This window comes from Pseudomonas sp. 10-1B (genome assembly GCF_000935045.1).
GTDB lineage: Bacteria > Pseudomonadota > Gammaproteobacteria > Pseudomonadales > Pseudomonadaceae > Aquipseudomonas.
The window spans coordinates 139,403-155,596 of record NZ_JYKS01000015.1; the positions used below are offsets into that span (position 1 = coordinate 139,403).

The window sequence follows — 16,194 nt, forward strand, 5'->3', positions numbered from 1 at the left end:
GCACCGGCAAGAACTGCGCCTCACGCGAAAACTTGGATCCATTCTTGTGACAGGGTATGCTCGGCGATAGCTAAAAGCCACTATTCAGGCGGCCTCCCGCCTGCCCTCAAGGACGAGCCCTTTGCCTAGCCACCCTACCCGCCACACCATTGCCCGCCAGTGGCAACTGCTCAAGCTGCTGCCCAGCCGCCACCCAGGGATGAGTTCCACCCAGTTACAGACCGCCCTCACAAACGTGGGCCATGCCACCAGCAAGCGCACCGTCGAGCGCGACCTGGTCGAGCTCGCTACGCTGTTCCCACTGCACTGCAACAGCAAAGGCACGCCCTACGGCTGGTACTGGCAACCGGGCCTGAATCTGGGCGAAGCGCAACAACTGCAACCTGACGTGCTCTGGCCCCCGAAGCAGGTGGAGCTGCATGCCTGGGTCGATGACGCACTGGCCCGACGCCTGGAAGAGCTGCCACTTTCCGCAGATATGCAGCTGACACTGCATGAGGGCGGCGGTACCATGCTGGTGGCGACCGTCGATGACAACCGGGCGCTGATGAGCTGGCTGCTGTCCCAGGCAGGCTCGATCCGCGTACAGGCACCGCAGGCGCTGCGCCACGCCTTGCTTGAACAGTTGCGCCAGAGCCTTGCGCTGCACGATGGCGGTTATTGACCGGCAGGCAAAAGCCATGTCCTCAAGGGCTAATGCCATTCAGTTAAGCCTATAAGGCACATTGGGGCTGCTGTGCAGCCCATCGCCGCGGTTCGTCGCCACGACAAGCCAGCTCCCACAAGTACCGCGCAGAATTCAGGAATTGCGCAATCCCTGTGGGAGCCAATCAGGTGTGGCGAGCGACAGCGGTTACGCCGCGCGGCGACGCGACAGGCAGGCATACGCCAGGCCCAGCACGCTGAACGCCAACACGCCCAGCAGCACCATCAGCTCACGGCTATAGCGCGCCACCCAGGCTGGAAAACCGATGAACTCGCGGTACACCTGCACATCGGCAACACCATCAGCGTGGCTGATGCTGACCCCGCCCTGGCGGATTTGCGAGTAGTCCGCATCGAAATATACCCACACCTTGCACACGCCGCCCGGTTCGATGGCGGGGACGTCCACCTGCGCAGTGGCGGTCTCCAGAATGGTGTCGTTGCCAGCAACATCGCGCACCTGCACCAGGCCCTTGGCCGGCAAGCGGATTTTCACCTGCCGTACCGCTGCATCACCCATATTGCGCAGCTCGATCAGCAAGCCGCTACGGTGGTCGACCAGCCCTGCCTCGAAGGGCTTGGCGAACAGCTGGGCATACGGCGCCTGGGTCATTTCGATCAGCCGGTCGACCTGGTCGTGGCTCAGCCTGCCTTGGCTGATGGTATCGATGCGCCCATGCAAGCGTTCGTACTTGAGCTGCTCGCTGGCCTTGCTGATGCGTTCGCTGAACTGGCTGGGGTAGGTAAGGTAGGCATAGGTCAGCGACGCCTCCAGGCGCGGGCTCTCTCTGAGCACCCCATAGACAGCCAACAGGACCAGCAGGCCAATCAGCACGGCTACGAGGAGTTTCCCCACCTTGTCCCAGCTCAATGCGAACTTCCTTCTGTGGTGATACAGGCGATTCAAGCGGTCCAAGGGTGCCAAGTTCACGTCCCCCAGGCAAGCTCGACTATGGCTCGCCCTCACCGGCCTGCGCCTGACGCAGCTGGTGCAACTGGCCGTCGACCAGTGCCTTGGCCATGCCTGCCAGGTAATACGTGGCTCCAATAGACTGGTTTCAGTGCCGGGCATTGAGTAATAATGCGAGTCATTACCATTAGTGCACGAATACGGAAGCGCGTCATGCCCGGCAGCAGACACCCCATCGAGCATCTCTACGTCGAACATCACGGCTGGCTGCAAGGCTGGCTGCGCCATCGGCTGAACAATGCGGCGGACGCTGCCGACCTCGCCCATGACACCTTCGTCCGCGTGCTGCAGCGGCGCCAGGCCAAGGCGCTGCTAGAGCCACGTGCGTATCTGCGGACCATCGCCCGCGGGTTGGTCATCGACCTGTGGCGTCATCGCGACATCGAACGGGCCTGGCTGGAAACCTTGGCACAACTGCCCGAGAGCGAGGTGCCCTCACCGGAAACCAGTGCCCTGGCCATCGAGGCGCTGCTGGCCATCGACCGCCTGCTCGATGCGTTGCCCACCCGCACGCGCACCATCTTCCTGCTGGCACAACTGGACGGCCTGCCCTGCCCGCGCATCGCCGAGCAGTTGGGGGTGTCGCTGTCCACCGTCGAACGCGACCTGAGCAAAGCCTTGCGCCACTGCTACCAGCTGGTATTCGAGGCCACGCCATGAGTGCCAGTGCGCTGCCCACCCTGCCCGGCGAAACAGTGGACCAGGCCATCGAATGGTCCATCCGCCTCACCTACAACCAACCCGACCCTGCCACCCGCGCGGCCTTCCAGGCCTGGCTGGCCGGTAGCGAAAACCACCGCCTGGCCTGGGCGCGCATCCAGAGCCTGAGCGGGCACTTTGCCGGCGTGCCGAGCGGGCTGGCCCGTCAGGCCCTGGAAAAACTGCCCGAAGCCCGTCTGCAACGTCGCCAGGCGCTGAAGCTGCTGGCCCTGTTCGCGGCAGTGGGCAGCACCGCCTGGAGTACCCGCGAAGCCGCGCCCTGGCAGCGCCTGGTGGCCGACTACAGCACCCGTGTCGGCGAACACCAACGCTGGACCCTGGCCGATGGCAGCCTGCTGGAGCTCAATACCGACAGTGCCGTGCGCCTGCATTTCGATGCCCAGCGCCGGGGCATCGAGCTGCTGCGTGGCGAGCTGTACCTGGCCAGCGGTACCGACAGCGCCAGCCCGCATTGGCGCCCATTGCAGGTAACCACCGCCTTTGCCACGTTTGCCGCCCAGGGCAGCCGCTGCAGCGTGCGTCAGTACGCCGACGCCTGCCGCCTGGGCGTTGCCGAAGGTACCGTGAACATACAGCCGCACTCAGGTACCGGCGCCGTTGCCCAGGCCGGGGAAGCCTGGCAGGTGACCCGCGACAGCGTGCTACGCCTGCCAGGCAGTGCCGACGATGCCGCCTGGCGTGACGGCCTGCTGACCGCAAGGGCGATGCCACTGGCCGACCTGCTCGCCGAGCTGAGCCGTTATCGCAACGGCTACCTGGGTTGTGACCCACAGGTTGCGCAGCGCCCCATCAGCGGCAATTTCAACCTCACCGACATCGACGCCACCCTGGCCTTCATCGCCCAGGCCCACGGTTTGCGCATGCAGGCGATGACCCGCTACTGGGTGCGCCTGAGCGCTTGAAGCCCCCCGGTAAAAAAGTTATCGGCAAGTGAAGGGGTTTGCGATCTCGCCCGGCATACACAGCAGAACACTCCATTTGCCAACGAGAACAAACGTGACCCGACCCACTCCCTTGCGCATTGCCATCCGCCAAGCCCTGCTCTGCACCAGCCTAGGGCTGGGCACCCTGCCCTTGGCCCACGCCGCCGACGACGCCAGCACCACCACTGCACGCTACGACCTGGCCATCCCTGCCGGGTCGCTGGACGCGGCCCTGACCACCCTCAGCCGCAGCACCGGCCTGAACATCGCCTTCACCCCCCGCGACCTGGCCGGCAAGTACAGCGCCGGGCTGCGCGGCAGCTTCAGCAGCCAGCAGGCCCTGCAACAGTTGCTGGTTGGCAGCGGTCTGCAGGCAATGCCACAAGATGGCGGCTACCGCCTGGTCCCGGCCAGCGAACCGCTACCACAGGGTGCAGTGGCCTTGGCCCCGACCAACGTGACCGGCGCTGCAAACCTCGGCGAGCAGACCGAAAACACCGGCTCCTACACTACCGGTACCATCACCACCGGCGGCAAGACCCCACGCAGCCTGCGCGAAACCCCGCAGTCGGTGACCGTGATGACCCGCCAGCGCATGGAAGACCAGAACCTCACCAGCCTGACCCAGGTCCTGGACCAGACCACCGGCATCACCGTGGTCGGTGGCAACGATTCGAAAAACCAGATCTACTCGCGCGGCTTCGTCATCCGCAGTATCCAGACCGACAGCGGAGCACCGATGCTGCGCAACGAAGCCTTCGACACCCTGCCTGACATGACCGCGTACGATCATGTCGAAGTGCTGCGCGGCTCTGACGGCCTGTTCGGCGGTACCGGTGACCCGGGTGGCAGCATCAACCTGGTGCGCAAGCGCGCCCTGCCCTTCAACCAGCTGAGCATCAGCCAGTCGGCCGGCAGCTGGGACAACTACCGCAGCGAAGTCGACCTGACCGGCCCACTTGGGTTCGACGGTGCGTTGCGCGGCCGGGTGGCGATGTCGTTCGAAGACAAAAAGTACTTCTACGACAATGCCGACAGCGAGAAGCACGTGATCTTCGGCACCCTGGAGGCCGACCTGAGCCCGGCCACCCTGCTCAGCATCGGTGGCACCTACGAGTGGCGTGACATGGACGGTTACTGGGACCGAGGCCTGGTACGCTACAAGGATGGCAGGGAAATCGGCACTTCTCGCAGCAGGTCGCTGGCTGCCGACTGGTCAGCGAACAACTACAAGCGCACCGAGTACTTTGCCAAGGCCGAGCACGCCCTGGACGACAACTGGAAGGTCAAGGCCAGCTACACCAAGAGCAAGTTCGACTCCACCCAGGACATTGGCGAAGTCAGCGACGCAGTCAACCAGATTACCAACCTGACCACCTTCAAGCGCTTCATCCGTGGTTACAGCAACGAGCAGGACCTGTTCGATGCCAACCTGTCCGGTACTTTCGAAGCCTTTGGCCTGACCCACGAACTGCTGGTCGGCGCCGACTACGAAGAAGTGATGCGTAGCTACTCCGACCACAGCGACCTGTCGCCAGTCAGCGACATCAACGTGCCGTTCGACATCACCACGGGGGACGCCGGCTCCATGCCCAAGCCGCCCACACCAGGCAGCTACTACTACAACCCCGACTGGAACCAGCGCAAATCAGGTGCCTATGCCACCTTCAAGGCACAACTGGCCGAACCGCTGCACCTGACCCTGGGCGCGCGCTACTCCGACTACCGTGACAACACCCGCACCGTGGTGCCCGCCTTCAACAATGCCGATAACCGGGTCAAGGAAAGCAACCGCGGCGAAATCACCCCGTTTGGCGCCCTGGTGCTCGACCTGAACCGGCAGTGGTCGCTGTACACCAGCTATGCCGAGATCTTCCAGCCGCAGACCGCCTACAAGTCCGCCAGCAGCCAGCCGCTGGACCCGATCGAGGGTGAAACCTACGAGTTCGGCACCAAAGGCGAACTGCTCGATGGTCGCCTCAACCTGTCCAGCGCGCTGTACTACACCAAGCGCCTGAACGAAGCAGTGAGCACCGGCCAAGGCTTCTATACCGCCTCGGGCGAGGTGATCAGCAAGGGCATCGACAGCGAGATTTCCGGCGAGTTGGCGCCGGGCTGGCAGGCCATGGTCGGCTATACCCTCAACATCAACAAGCAGCGCGTTGCGGGTAACGCCGACAACAACGGCACACCGATAAGCACGCAGACGCCCAAGCACCTGTTCAAGTTCTTCACTACCTACCAGCTACCCGGCGAGTTCGAGCGCTGGAAGGTCGGCCTGGGCGCGACCATCCAGAGCGACAGCTACAAGAGTGGCTTCATCCAGCACCGCCTGCCCGACGGCAGCCTCAGCCAGCAAGACCCTTACGCGTTCCGCCAGGCCGGTTATGCGGTGTGGAACGGGCTGGTCGAGTACCGCATCGATGAACACTGGACAGCCACGCTCAACGGCAACAACCTGTTCGACAAGACCTACTACCAAACAGTGGATGCCAGCGATACCGGCAACTGGTACGGGGCGCCGCGTAACTACATGCTGACCTTGCGTGGTAAGTTCTGAGGCTCTCGTGATGGATGGCACGGGCTCCGCCCGTGTTCGCGGGCGAGCCCGCTCCTACATGGACCGCATAGGCCTCAAGCCCTGTGCGATACCTGTGGGAGCTGGCTTGCCGGCAATGAGGCCAGTCCAGGCAATACAACACAGTTGCTCCCACAAGGTACCGAGACCGCCTGTAGCAGCGGCTTTGTCGCGAAAGCAGCGCAGGGTCTCAACGGCTTACACCACTGCCCGATCTGCCAACGCAACCGCCCTCCCACGCCGGGCAAACATCAACACCATCACCAAGCCCAGCGCCGCCATCGCCGCACCCGCCAGGGAAATCGCCGAATACCCCAATCCTGCATTGATCACCGCCCCACCCAGCGCCGCACCAATCGCATTACCCAGGTTGAATGCGCCAATGTTCACCGCCGACGCCAGGTTGGGCGCCTCCTTGGCCGCCTCCATCACCCGCATCTGCAGGGGCGGCACCAGGGCAAAGCTGGCAGCGCCCCAGACCAGAATCGCCAATGCAGTCGGCAGCGGCCAGTCCATCACCAACGGAAACACCAGCAGTACGGCAATCAGCACAGCCAGTGACACCACCAGCGTACGATCGACCGAACGGTCCGCCGCCTTGCCACCCCACACATTGCCCAAGGTCAGGCCAACACCGAACAACACCAGCATGGCCGTAACGAAGGTGGTAGACGCAGCCGCTTCGCTCTGCAGGATCGGCGCGATGTAGGTGAACACCGTGAACATGGCACTGGAGCCCACCACCGTCAGCAGCAGCGCCGCCAGCACCGGCCCGCGGGCCAGCACGCGGATCTCGGCCATGACCCCTTCACCCTTGGGCGATGGCACATTAGGCAGCGCGTACCAAAGCGTGGTCATTGCCACCAGGCCAAGCCCGGCGATACCCCAGAATGCCGTGCGCCAGCCCAGCATTTCACCGAACCAGGTCGCCAGCGGCACCCCGCCGATGGTGGCCAAGGTCAACCCCATGAACATGGCGGCCACGGCCCCGGCACGCTTTTCAGGCGGTACCACGCTGGCCGCAACGATCGAACCGATGCCAAAGAACGCGCCGTGGTTGAGCGAGGTCACCACGCGGGCGACCAGCAGGCTTGCGTAATCACTGGCCAAGGCCGACATCAGGTTACCCAGGGTGAAAATGGCCATCAGCCCGATCAGCAGGTAACGCCGCGGGATCTTCACGGTGGCCAGGGTCATCAGCGGTGCGCCGATCAGGACGCCGATCGCATAGGCACTGACCAGCAGCCCGGCAGCGGGGATGGAAACGCCAAGGTCTGTGGCGATACTGGGCAACATGCCCATGGGGGCGAACTCGGTGACACCGATGCCAAAGGCACCGATGGCGAGTGCGACAAGTGGTGGGTTGATACGCATGGCAAGCTCCTTATCTATGCCGAAAATGCTACGATCCGTTTTCAAGGCGCACTAGCCCGTTTTTTTGCGAACCACCTTTGCTGACGAGGCACAAATGGACTTCAGTGGAAGATCTGGAGAGATGGAAATTTTTGCCAGGGTGGCGCAAGAGGGCAGCCTGTCCGCTGCCGCGCGGGCGCTGGGCCTGACCCCGTCGGCGGTCAGCCGCATCATCGCGCGCACCGAGCAGCGCCTGGGTACCCGCCTGTTGTTGCGCACAACCCGGGCGATCACCCTCACCCCCGAGGGGGAGGCATACTTGCGCGGTGCGCGGCGGGTGCTGGCCGACATGCTCGAAGTGGAAGAGGCCATTACCGACCAGGGCGTGCCGCGCGGGCGCTTGCGGGTCAGCGCTGCGCTGGGCCATGGCCGGCTGACCGTGGTACCTCTGGTGGCGGCATTCAGCGCACGCTACCCGCAGGTGCTGGTCGATCTTACCCTCAGCGATGAGGTAGCCGACATTCTCGCTGGCCAGGCCGACGTGGCACTGCGCTTCGGCCACCTGCCGGACAGTTCATTGAGCGCCCGTGCCATTGGCGAAACCGGCCAGGTGATCGTCGCCTCGCCCGACTACCTGCAACGCTGTGGTACGCCGCTTGTGCCGGAGGACCTGGCGCGGCACAACTGCCTGCGTTTCAACTTCCGCCGCGCTGCACCTGACTGGCCGTTCCGCCGCGATGGGCAGGAATTTTCCCTGAAGGTGGCCGGCAATATCGAATGCAGCAGCGGCGAAGCCCTGGCGCAGCTGGCCAGGCTCGGCGCTGGCGTGGCGCGCATCGGTACCTTCACCGTGGCCGATGACCTAGCCAGTGGCCGCCTGGTACCGCTGCTGGAGGCATACAACCCCGGTGACCGGGAGCCGATCCATGCGGTGTTCGTCGGCGGCTCGGCAATGCCGGCACGGGTACGGGTGTTCGTGGATTTTCTGGTGGAGCAACTGCCTTGCACAAATGTATCTGGCCTGTAGGAGATCACACAGCCCTACGGGCTGCGCTGTCGCGCAGAGAACAATAGCGTGAACCCGAAACCTGCACAGCACCTGTGGGAGCGGCGGTGCGGCGATCCGATTCATCCGCGAAGAACCCAACGCGGTGGATGGCACCGGCTTTGCCGGTGTTCGCGGGCATGCCCGCTCCCACAGGTATGGCGTGAGCCCAAAACCTGCACAGTACCTGTGGGAGCGGGCGTGCCCGCGAAATAGGCGGCGCGGTGGATGGCACCGGCTTGCCGGTGTTCGCGGGGGTACAGGTAGCCTTTGGCGTGTGAGCCGTTAGTTGCCACATCCCCACCCCGCCTGTGCGCCTCAATCCAGGTTCAGCCAAGGCTTCAGCGCCGCCCGGTTCGCCAACACCAGCTGCTGCGCTTCGGGCCGTGCATCATGCATATTGGGATTCACCCCGAACCGCTTGACCACATACTTCGCCAACGCCTGCGAACTCCCTACCACCAACTGCCCGTCCGTCATGCCGAAGTCCACCTCGATGATCGCCCGCTGCGCTGGCGTCAGCCGCTCATCCGGCTTGAAGATCACATCGACCGGCGTGTTCCATTCCAGGTCATGATCGATGCCATTCTCGGTCTCCTCATCATGCACATCCGGTACACCGCGGAAACGGCTGAGCACGAAGTCCCGGTACATGCGGTTCTTCTCGCAATACGCCCGCACATGCCAGCGCATGCCGGTGTACACCAGCGTGTGCGGGGCGATGGTCCGCCCTTCCAGCTCGGGGCTGGTGAACGACACGTACTCGATGTCCAGGCGCCGCTTTTCACGGCAGGCCTTGAGCAGCGGGCGCAGTACCTCGGGCTTGATCGAGCGGTCCGGCAGCTTCAGCACTTCGGTATGGGCATAGGCCAGGGCCAGGCCCTCGATATGCGGGGCGCGTTCGTTGTTCTGGTTGAGCAGGTCGAGGTAGGCGCTGGCGCTATCGTCGATGAACAGCGGCTTGAACTGCCGGGTCGGCACGTAGCCCTTGATCTGCTTGTCGTACACCAGGTTCTTCGAGGCATAGTCGTTGATGTAGGTGTTGATGTCCTTCGACGCCTGCTGGCGGCTGATACCGAAGCTCTGGATCAGGTGGTTGGTGGTCAGCCGGCCTTCCCACCAGACCACCGTCTCGATCAACCGGTAGCGCAGGGCCAGGTCCCAGCGGGTTTGCGCCATGCGTTGCGTACGTTTCATGTCGGTTCCTGAAGGGCAACGGAATTTAATGCCATGCCAAATGACGTGTCATAAAATCGTACATGTCTGTTTGCCGGCAAATCAAGATGACCATGATATGTAAAGTAACCAGGCATATGCATGCCGCAAGTCCACCTGGCCTGCCAGCAGCGCTCAGACCACAGGCACCCCGCGTCAGCCACGGTATCGCGAGCAATGAATGATATCAAATGGCCTTCTCTGCAGATCGTCCTCTACGTGCCTCAGGCTTGATGAACCTGCACCATTTCTTTACCTGTACAAGTCACCAATATCGACATGTAGTTAAAGTAGACATATCGTTTCGCTTACCGGCAAACAGCCACTATCTCAAGGAAGCGTCACATGGAAGCCATCGAAATCTCGCTGCTGGGCATTTGCGGCATCACTCTGTTGCTACTGTGCCTGCAACACGCCCGCCAGGGCGAGATATGGGAGCTGTTGCAAGGCGACCGCGAACTGGAGCGCAACGCCCGCATTCACAAACAGGAAAACAACGAACTGCGCTCTGCCCTGCGCGCCGAACGCGAGCATGTGAGCCAGTTGCAGCGCCAGGTTCAGGTGCTGCTCGGGCTGCTGCCAGAGGCCTGAGGGCTATCGTCACGGCGCACGCGTACACTTGCCTTCAGCACACCCTCAGGAGTTGCCACATGCCCTACCCCATCGAACAGAAACTGGTCATCGGCGTTGCCTCGAGTGCGCTGTTCGACCTCACGGTTTCGGACGACATCTACCAGAACCAGGGTGTCGAGGCTTACCGCCAGCACCAGGAACAGAACCTGGACGAGCCGTTTCCCAAGGGCGTGGCGTTCCCCTTCATTCGCCGCTTCCTGAGCATCAACCAGGCCTTCCCCGAACAGTTGCCGGTGGAAGTGGTGCTGCTCTCGCGCAACTCGCCGGAAACCGGCCTGCGGGTATTTCGTTCGATCGACCACTACCAACTGGACATCACCCGCGCAGCGTTCATGTCCGGCCGCTCGCCCTATGAGTACATACCGGCGTTCAATGCCTCGCTGTTCCTCAGTGCCAACGAGGAGGACGTGCAGAAGGCCATCGACGCCGATTACCCGGCCGGGCGGGTGCTACCGACGCGCATCTATGATGACGAGATCGACACTGAGCTGCGGGTGGCCTTCGACTTCGATGGGGTGATTGCCGATGACGAAGCGGAGCGCGTGTACAAGCGCGGCGACAACCTGGATGAGTTTCAGGCGCATGAGCAGGTACACAAGGGCATTCCGCATTCGCCAGGGCCGTTGGCGGACCTGTACCGCAAGCTTTCGCTGATACGCATGCTTGAAGACCGCAAGCTGGCCGAGTGCCCGGAATACAAGCGGATTCTGCGGATTGCGATTGTGACGGCGCGCAATGCACCTTCGCATGAGCGGGTAGTGACGACGTTGAAGGATTGGGGGGTGTCGCCCGATGAGTGCTTTTTCCTGGGCGGGATGGAGAAGCCCAGGGTGCTGTCGATCTTGAAGCCGCACGTGTTTTTTGATGACCAGCGCAGCCATTTGCAGTCGCCGGCGGGGGATTTGCCGATGGTGCATGTGCCGTTTGGGGTGGCGAACAGGAAGCGTGAGGTGAGCGCCGTGGGTTCAACGGGCGGCGTAAGCGACGAGAGCCGGTAAATCAATCTGCCACGAGTCCGACCGCAGACGTATGCACCTGTAGAAACGTCATCAGTGCCTGCGCTGCCGGCGACAGGCTGCGCCCCTTGCGAGTAAGCACGCCAATCTGGCGCTCCACCACAGGTTCTGCCAACGGCAGGAACACCAGCCGTTCATTCTCCAGCGGAAACGCCAGGTAAGGCAGGGTACTCAGCCCTACCCCCTGCTCCAGCATCGCAATCAACGAAATCATGTTGGAGACGAACAGTCGGCTGTGCTCCAGCAGGCACTCGGCGTCGGTGCCTTCGAGCAGCCGCGAGGTACCGTTGCGAATCATCGGCATATCTTGCAATTGCGACCAGTGCAGTGCACCGCCAACCTGCGCCAAGGGGTGATCGGCTCGGCACACCACACCCACCTGATCGTTGATCACCGGTGCGAACGCGATCTGTTCATCGTCCATCCACAGGCTGCTGATGGCGAAGTCAACCTGCCCTTGCAGCAGCAGTTGCTGGACGGTTTCGGCAGTGCCGTCCTGGATGCTGACCTGCACATTCGGATGCTCGGCCACGAAGCGCGACAGCGGCCGGGGCAATAGCCGACTGGCCACCGAAGGCACAGTGGCGATAGCGACCTGGCCAATCTCATGCCGGGCCAACAAGATGGCCTCGCGGGCAATGCGGTCATGGTGCTCGAGCAAGCCGCGAAACAACGGCAGGCAATGCTCACCGAACGGTGTGAGCTCCACCCGGCCACCACCCTTTTCGACCAAGGCCTGGCCAAGCTTCTGTTCCAGCTCCCGCACCGCCAGCGAGATCGCCGGCTGGGTGCGGTAGGCCTGGCGGGCCGCAGCGTGGAAGCTCTTGAGTTCGGCGACCAGCACGAAGTAGCGCAGTTGGGCGATCTTCAACTCAGGCAACATGGTTAGAAATCCTTATCAATGAATTTTTTTTATTAATTTTTATTTGCCCCATATTGATCGCAAGATGAGAGCCATGCAAACGGAGGCGTTCATCCATGTCACTCAAGACCTACAAGAACTATATCAATGGCCAGTGGTGCGAAGGCCACGCCACCTTGGGCAACCACAGCCCCTCGGATACCAGCGACCTGATCGGCGAGTACCACCAGGCCAGTGCAGAGCAGACCCGACAGGCCATCCAGGCCGCCGCTGCCGCCCAACCGCTGTGGGCCGCTCGCGGCCTGGAAGCACGCCAGCAGATACTGATGGCCATCGGCGACGAACTGATCGCCCGCAAGGAGGAGCTCGGCCAGTTGCTTTCCCGTGAAGAAGGCAAACCCCTGGCCGAAGGCATTGGCGAAGTCGCCCGCAGCGGTCAGTTCTTCCATTACTACGCCGCCGAAGTGCTGCGCCAGATGGGCGAAACCGCGGCCTCCGTGCGCCCCGGCATCGATATCGAAGTGCACCGCGAACCGGTAGGGGTGGTCGGCATCATCACCCCTTGGAACTTCCCGATGGCGACGGCCGCCTGGAAGATCGCCCCAGCCCTGGCCTTCGGCAACGCGGTGGTGTTCAAGCCGGCCAACCTGGTACCGGCCAGCGCCTGGGCACTGACCGAGATCATCAGCCGCCAGGGCCTGCCCGACGGCACTTTCAACCTGGTCATGGGCAGTGGTGCCAGCGTCGGCGAAACCCTGGTGCAGTCGGCCGATATCGACGCCCTGACCTTCACCGGCTCGCTGCAAACCGGCCGCCGTGTCGCGATCGCCACCGCCGGCAACCTGGTGCGCTGCCAGCTGGAGATGGGTAGCAAGAACGCCCTGGTGGTGATGGACGACGCCGATCTCGACGTGGCGGTGGAGTGCGCACTCAATGGCGCCTTCTTCGGTACCGGGCAGAAGTGCACGGCCTCCTCGCGCCTGATCGTCTGCGCCGGCATCCATGACCGCTTCGTCGAAGCCCTGCGCCTGCGCATGCGCCAGCTCAAGGTTGGCCATGCCCTGCACGCCGGCGTGCAGATCGGCCCGGTGGCCGAGGCGCGCCAACTGGAGCAGAACCTGGAGTACCTGCGCCTGGCCCAGGCCGAAGGCGCCACCCTGGTCGAGGGCGGCGAACGCCTGCAACTGGACAGCGACGGCTACTACATGCGCCCGGCGCTGTTCATCGACAGCCGCAACGACATGCGCATCAACCGCGAAGAAGTGTTCGGCCCCATCGCCTGCGTGATCCGCGTGCACGACTTCGAGGAGGCCCTGGCGACACTCAACGACACCGAGTACGGCCTCACCGCCGGCATCATCACCCAGTCGCTGCGCCATGCCAGCGAGTTCAAGCGCCGTGCCCAGACCGGCTGCGTGATGGTCAACCTGCCCACCGCCGGCACCGACTACCACGTGCCGTTTGGCGGCCGCAAAGCCTCCAGCTTCGGCCCACGCGAACAGGGCCAGTACGCCCGCGACTTCTACACCGTGGTCAAGACCACCTACGTGCGGCCCTGAAGGAGTGCGCGCCATGCAGGACTTACTGATGATCGATGGCTTGCAGTATTCCAACTGGAGCCCGGAGATATTCCAGCAAATGCAGGCCGGTGGGCTGAGCGCGGTGCACGCCACCATCGCCTATCACGAGAACGCCCGCGAGACCCTGTCACGTCTGGGCGAGTGGAACCGTCGCTTCGAAACCTGGCCAGAGCTGATCCGCCCGGTGCGCACGGCCAACGATATCCGACTGGCCCACCAGGAAGGTCGGGTGGGGATCTTCTTCGGTTTCCAGAACTGCTCGCCGATCGAGGACGATATCGATCTGGTGGAGGTATTCCGCCAGCTCGGGGTGTTCGTCATGCAGCTCACCTACAACAACCAGAGCCTGCTGGCCAGTGGTTGTTACGAGCGCGAAGACAACGGCATAAGCCGCTTCGGGCGGCAAGTGATCGCTGAGATGAACCGGGTCGGCATGCTCATCGACATGTCGCACAGCGCCGAACGCAGCACCCTGGAGGCCATCGAGCTATCCAGCCGACCGGTGATCGTCTCGCACGCCAACCCGTCGAGCTTCCATGCGGCCAAACGCAACAAGTCCGATGCGGTACTGCGCGGTATCGCCGAGTCTGGCGGCCTGCTGGGCTTCAGTACCTACCCCTTCCACCTCAAGGGCGCGTCGGACTGCAGCCTGGAGAGTTTCTGCGACATGATCGCCCGCACCGCCGACCTGATGGGCGTCGAGCACATCGGCATCGGCACCGACCTGTGCCAGGCGCAACCACTGGCGGTGCTCGAATGGATGCGCAATGGCCGCTGGAGCAAGGAGAAGGACTACGGCGAAGGCTCCAAGGACAATGCCAACTGGCCTGCGCCGTTGCAGTGGTTCCGTGACAGCCGCGACTTCCCCAACATCGCCCTGGGCTTGCGTGCCCGTGGCTTCGCCGAGCAAGACGTACGCAAGATCATGGGGCTGAACTGGTTGCGCCTGTTGGACACCGCCACCACGGCGCAGGCTTGAGCCCCCCGCACGGACAGCATCGACAATAACAACAATCGCAGGTTCCGGAGGCTTCATGAAAAACCCAACCACCCTGCCGGCTGAAGGGCAGGCCATGCGCCTGCCTGTGGCGCGGGACATAGACTGGCCGCTGTTCCTGATCAGCGGCGGCTTCCTTGGCGCATTCCTGCTCGCGGCACTGATCGACATCGATGCGGTGTCGGCGCTGGTCAATACCATGTTCGCCTGGTCGACCAAGGCATTCGGCCTGTACTGGCAAGTGCTGATGCTGGTGACCTTCGTCGTCAGCCTGGCCATCGGCTTCTCCAAATGCGGGCGCGTGCGCCTGGGCGGGATTACCCAGCGCCCGGACATCAGCACCTTCAACTGGATCGCCGTGATCATGTGCGCCCTGCTCGCTGGCGGCGGCGCGTTCTGGGCCGCCGCCGAACCGCTGATGCACTTCGCCAGCCCACCGCCCTTGTTCGCTGGCCTGCAGCCACACAGCGAAGCGGCGGCCACCGCGGCGCTGGCGCAGTCCTTCGTGCACTGGGGCTTCCTGGCCTGGGCCGTGCTGGGCAGCCTGCTGGCGATCGTGCTGATGCACCTGCACTACGACAAGGGCTTGCCACTGGCGCCGCGTACCCTGCTCTACCCGCTGTTCGGCGAGCGTGCGCTCAAGGGCCCGATCGGTACCCTGGCCGACGCCGCCTCGATCATCGCCGTGGTCGCCGGGACAATCGGCCCGATCGGCTTCCTCGGCCTGCAGATCAGCAGCGCCCTGCACACCGTGTGGGGCCTGCCCAACGACCTGGTCAGCCAGTCGGTCACCATCGTGCTGGTCACCCTGATGTACACCACCTCCTGCCTGGTCGGGCTCAAGGGCATCCGCTTCGTCAGCGAGATCAACGTCTGGCTGATGCTGGGCCTTGCACTGTTCATGGTGGTATTCGGGCCGACGCTGTTCATCCTTGGCGGTTTCCCGGCGGCGTTCGCCCTGCATGTGGAGCACTTCATCCCGATGGCGATGTTCCGTGCCGACCCCAAGTGGCTGGACTGGTGGACGGTGTTCTACTGGGGGTGGTTCATCGGCTATGCCCCCATGGTGGCGCTTTACGTCGCGCGGATCTCGCGGGGCCGCACCATTCGCGAGATCATCATGACGCTGTCGATCATCGCCCCGCTGGTGACCATGTTCTGGTTCACCGTGGTCGGTGGCAGCGGCATCGGCCTGGAGCTGCAAACCCCGGGCATCGTCACCGCCCATGGTGCCCAGCCCGAGGACCTGCTGCTGGGCGTGACACAGAACCTGCCACTGGGCGGCCTGATCAGCGCGCTGTTCCTGTTCCTGAGTTTCATCTCGGTGGCCACCAATGGCGATGCCATGGCCTTCACCGTAGCGCTGGCGATGTCCAGCACGGATAAACCGAAGAAGTGGCTGTGCGGCTTCTGGGCCATCGGCATGGGCCTGGCGGCGGTGGTGCTGATCACCATCGGTGCGGGCGGCGTGACGGCCCTGCAGTCCTTCATCGTGATCACCGCGGTGCCGGTGTCGCTGGTGATCCTGCCAGCCTTGTGGGATGCGGTGCGCATCGCCCGGCACATGGCCCGCGAACAAGGCGTCTGAACATGATGC

The 16,194-nt window shown here is 63.4% G+C and carries 14 protein-coding genes and 1 pseudogene; 10 read left to right on the forward strand and 5 right to left on the reverse strand.

All coding sequences use genetic code 11. The features are described 5' to 3' along the window. The first annotated feature begins 121 nt into the window (after positions 1-121). Positions 122-664, forward strand: a complete 543-nt coding sequence (locus TZ03_RS10740) for a WYL domain-containing protein (protein WP_051097581.1) — start codon at positions 122-124, stop codon at positions 662-664. 189 nt (positions 665-853) lie between these two features. Here the strand turns inward: TZ03_RS10740 and TZ03_RS10745 are convergent, their stop codons facing one another. Both TZ03_RS10745 and TZ03_RS30030 read right to left on the reverse strand, forming a co-directional pair. Then, positions 854-1,576, reverse strand: coding sequence for a hypothetical protein (locus tag TZ03_RS10745; protein WP_051097582.1), 723 nt, complete (start codon positions 1,574-1,576; stop codon positions 854-856). A 79-nt stretch (positions 1,577-1,655) separates the two neighbouring features. Next, a pseudogene (locus TZ03_RS30030) lies at positions 1,656-1,754 on the reverse strand (DUF3077 domain-containing protein); the annotation flags it as partial. A 74-nt stretch (positions 1,755-1,828) separates the two neighbouring features. On the opposite strand from TZ03_RS30030, the gene TZ03_RS10750 reads away from it, so the two are divergent. The 3 genes from TZ03_RS10750 (at position 1,829) to TZ03_RS10760 (ending at position 5,878) form a co-directional block, all read left to right on the forward strand. Continuing rightward, a complete protein-coding gene (locus TZ03_RS10750) occupies positions 1,829-2,335 on the forward strand; it encodes a sigma-70 family RNA polymerase sigma factor (protein ID WP_051097583.1) in 507 nt (168 codons plus the stop codon). Then, on the forward strand, positions 2,332-3,297 hold the full coding sequence (locus TZ03_RS10755) for a FecR domain-containing protein (protein WP_051097584.1): 966 nt from the start codon (positions 2,332-2,334) through the stop codon (positions 3,295-3,297). The genes TZ03_RS10750 and TZ03_RS10755 overlap by 4 nt, the downstream gene beginning before the upstream one ends. 94 nt (positions 3,298-3,391) lie before the next feature. Then, a complete protein-coding gene (locus TZ03_RS10760) occupies positions 3,392-5,878 on the forward strand; it encodes a TonB-dependent siderophore receptor (RefSeq protein WP_051097585.1) in 2,487 nt (828 codons plus the stop codon). 216 nt (positions 5,879-6,094) lie between these two features. Here TZ03_RS10760 and TZ03_RS10765 read toward each other — a convergent pair whose 3' ends face one another. Then, a complete protein-coding gene (locus tag TZ03_RS10765) occupies positions 6,095-7,270 on the reverse strand; it encodes an MFS transporter (RefSeq protein ID WP_051097586.1) in 1,176 nt (391 codons plus the stop codon). Positions 7,271-7,364: 94 nt separating this feature from the next. On the opposite strand from TZ03_RS10765, the gene TZ03_RS10770 reads away from it, so the two are divergent. After that, a complete protein-coding gene (locus tag TZ03_RS10770; RefSeq protein WP_051097587.1) occupies positions 7,365-8,276 on the forward strand; it encodes a LysR substrate-binding domain-containing protein in 912 nt (303 codons plus the stop codon). 336 nt (positions 8,277-8,612) lie between these two features. Here the strand turns inward: TZ03_RS10770 and TZ03_RS10775 are convergent, their stop codons facing one another. Beyond that, positions 8,613-9,491 carry a WYL domain-containing protein gene (locus TZ03_RS10775; protein ID WP_051097588.1) on the reverse strand — a complete coding sequence of 293 codons (879 nt, stop codon included), beginning with the start codon at positions 9,489-9,491 and terminating at the stop codon, positions 8,613-8,615. Between the two features lie 363 nt (positions 9,492-9,854). On the opposite strand from TZ03_RS10775, the gene TZ03_RS10780 reads away from it, so the two are divergent. After that, positions 9,855-10,100 (forward strand): hypothetical protein, encoded by a 246-nt coding sequence (locus TZ03_RS10780; RefSeq protein ID WP_051097589.1) that lies wholly within the window; start codon positions 9,855-9,857, stop codon positions 10,098-10,100. A 59-nt stretch (positions 10,101-10,159) separates the two neighbouring features. After that, a complete protein-coding gene (locus tag TZ03_RS10785; RefSeq protein ID WP_051097590.1) occupies positions 10,160-11,140 on the forward strand; it encodes a 5'-nucleotidase in 981 nt (326 codons plus the stop codon). A gap of 1 nt (position 11,141) precedes the next feature. On the opposite strand, the gene TZ03_RS10790 is transcribed toward TZ03_RS10785, so the two are convergent. Next, positions 11,142-12,041 (reverse strand): LysR family transcriptional regulator, encoded by a 900-nt coding sequence (locus tag TZ03_RS10790; RefSeq protein WP_051097591.1) that lies wholly within the window; start codon positions 12,039-12,041, stop codon positions 11,142-11,144. A gap of 95 nt (positions 12,042-12,136) precedes the next feature. On the opposite strand from TZ03_RS10790, the gene TZ03_RS10795 reads away from it, so the two are divergent. Genes TZ03_RS10795 through TZ03_RS10805 form a run of 3 tightly spaced genes read left to right on the forward strand, consistent with a single transcriptional unit; the run spans position 12,137 to position 16,185 of the window. Further along, the gene (locus TZ03_RS10795; protein ID WP_051097592.1) at positions 12,137-13,579 is read left to right on the forward strand and encodes an aldehyde dehydrogenase family protein; all 1,443 of its coding nucleotides are present in this window, start codon (positions 12,137-12,139) and stop codon (positions 13,577-13,579) included. Positions 13,580-13,592: 13 nt separating this feature from the next. Beyond that, a complete protein-coding gene (locus TZ03_RS10800) occupies positions 13,593-14,579 on the forward strand; it encodes a dipeptidase (protein WP_051097593.1) in 987 nt (328 codons plus the stop codon). Between the two features lie 55 nt (positions 14,580-14,634). Then, positions 14,635-16,185, forward strand: a complete 1,551-nt coding sequence (locus tag TZ03_RS10805; protein WP_051097594.1) for a BCCT family transporter — start codon at positions 14,635-14,637, stop codon at positions 16,183-16,185. The last annotated feature ends 9 nt before the right edge of the window (positions 16,186-16,194 follow it).

Coding starts and splice junctions, on each gene's coding strand:
- TZ03_RS10750 (WP_051097583.1), top strand. CDS start 1,829: ATGCCCGGCAGCAGACACCCCATCGAGCATCTCTACGTCGAACATCAC.
- TZ03_RS10755 (WP_051097584.1), top strand. CDS start 2,332: ATGAGTGCCAGTGCGCTGCCCACCCTGCCCGGCGAAACAGTGGACCAG.
- TZ03_RS10765 (WP_051097586.1), bottom strand. CDS start 7,270: ATGCGTATCAACCCACCACTTGTCGCACTCGCCATCGGTGCCTTTGGC.
- TZ03_RS10770 (WP_051097587.1), top strand. CDS start 7,365: ATGGACTTCAGTGGAAGATCTGGAGAGATGGAAATTTTTGCCAGGGTG.
- TZ03_RS10775 (WP_051097588.1), bottom strand. CDS start 9,491: ATGAAACGTACGCAACGCATGGCGCAAACCCGCTGGGACCTGGCCCTG.
- TZ03_RS10780 (WP_051097589.1), top strand. CDS start 9,855: ATGGAAGCCATCGAAATCTCGCTGCTGGGCATTTGCGGCATCACTCTG.
- TZ03_RS10785 (WP_051097590.1), top strand. CDS start 10,160: ATGCCCTACCCCATCGAACAGAAACTGGTCATCGGCGTTGCCTCGAGT.
- TZ03_RS10790 (WP_051097591.1), bottom strand. CDS start 12,041: ATGTTGCCTGAGTTGAAGATCGCCCAACTGCGCTACTTCGTGCTGGTC.
- TZ03_RS10795 (WP_051097592.1), top strand. CDS start 12,137: ATGTCACTCAAGACCTACAAGAACTATATCAATGGCCAGTGGTGCGAA.
- TZ03_RS10800 (WP_051097593.1), top strand. CDS start 13,593: ATGCAGGACTTACTGATGATCGATGGCTTGCAGTATTCCAACTGGAGC.
- TZ03_RS10805 (WP_051097594.1), top strand. CDS start 14,635: ATGAAAAACCCAACCACCCTGCCGGCTGAAGGGCAGGCCATGCGCCTG.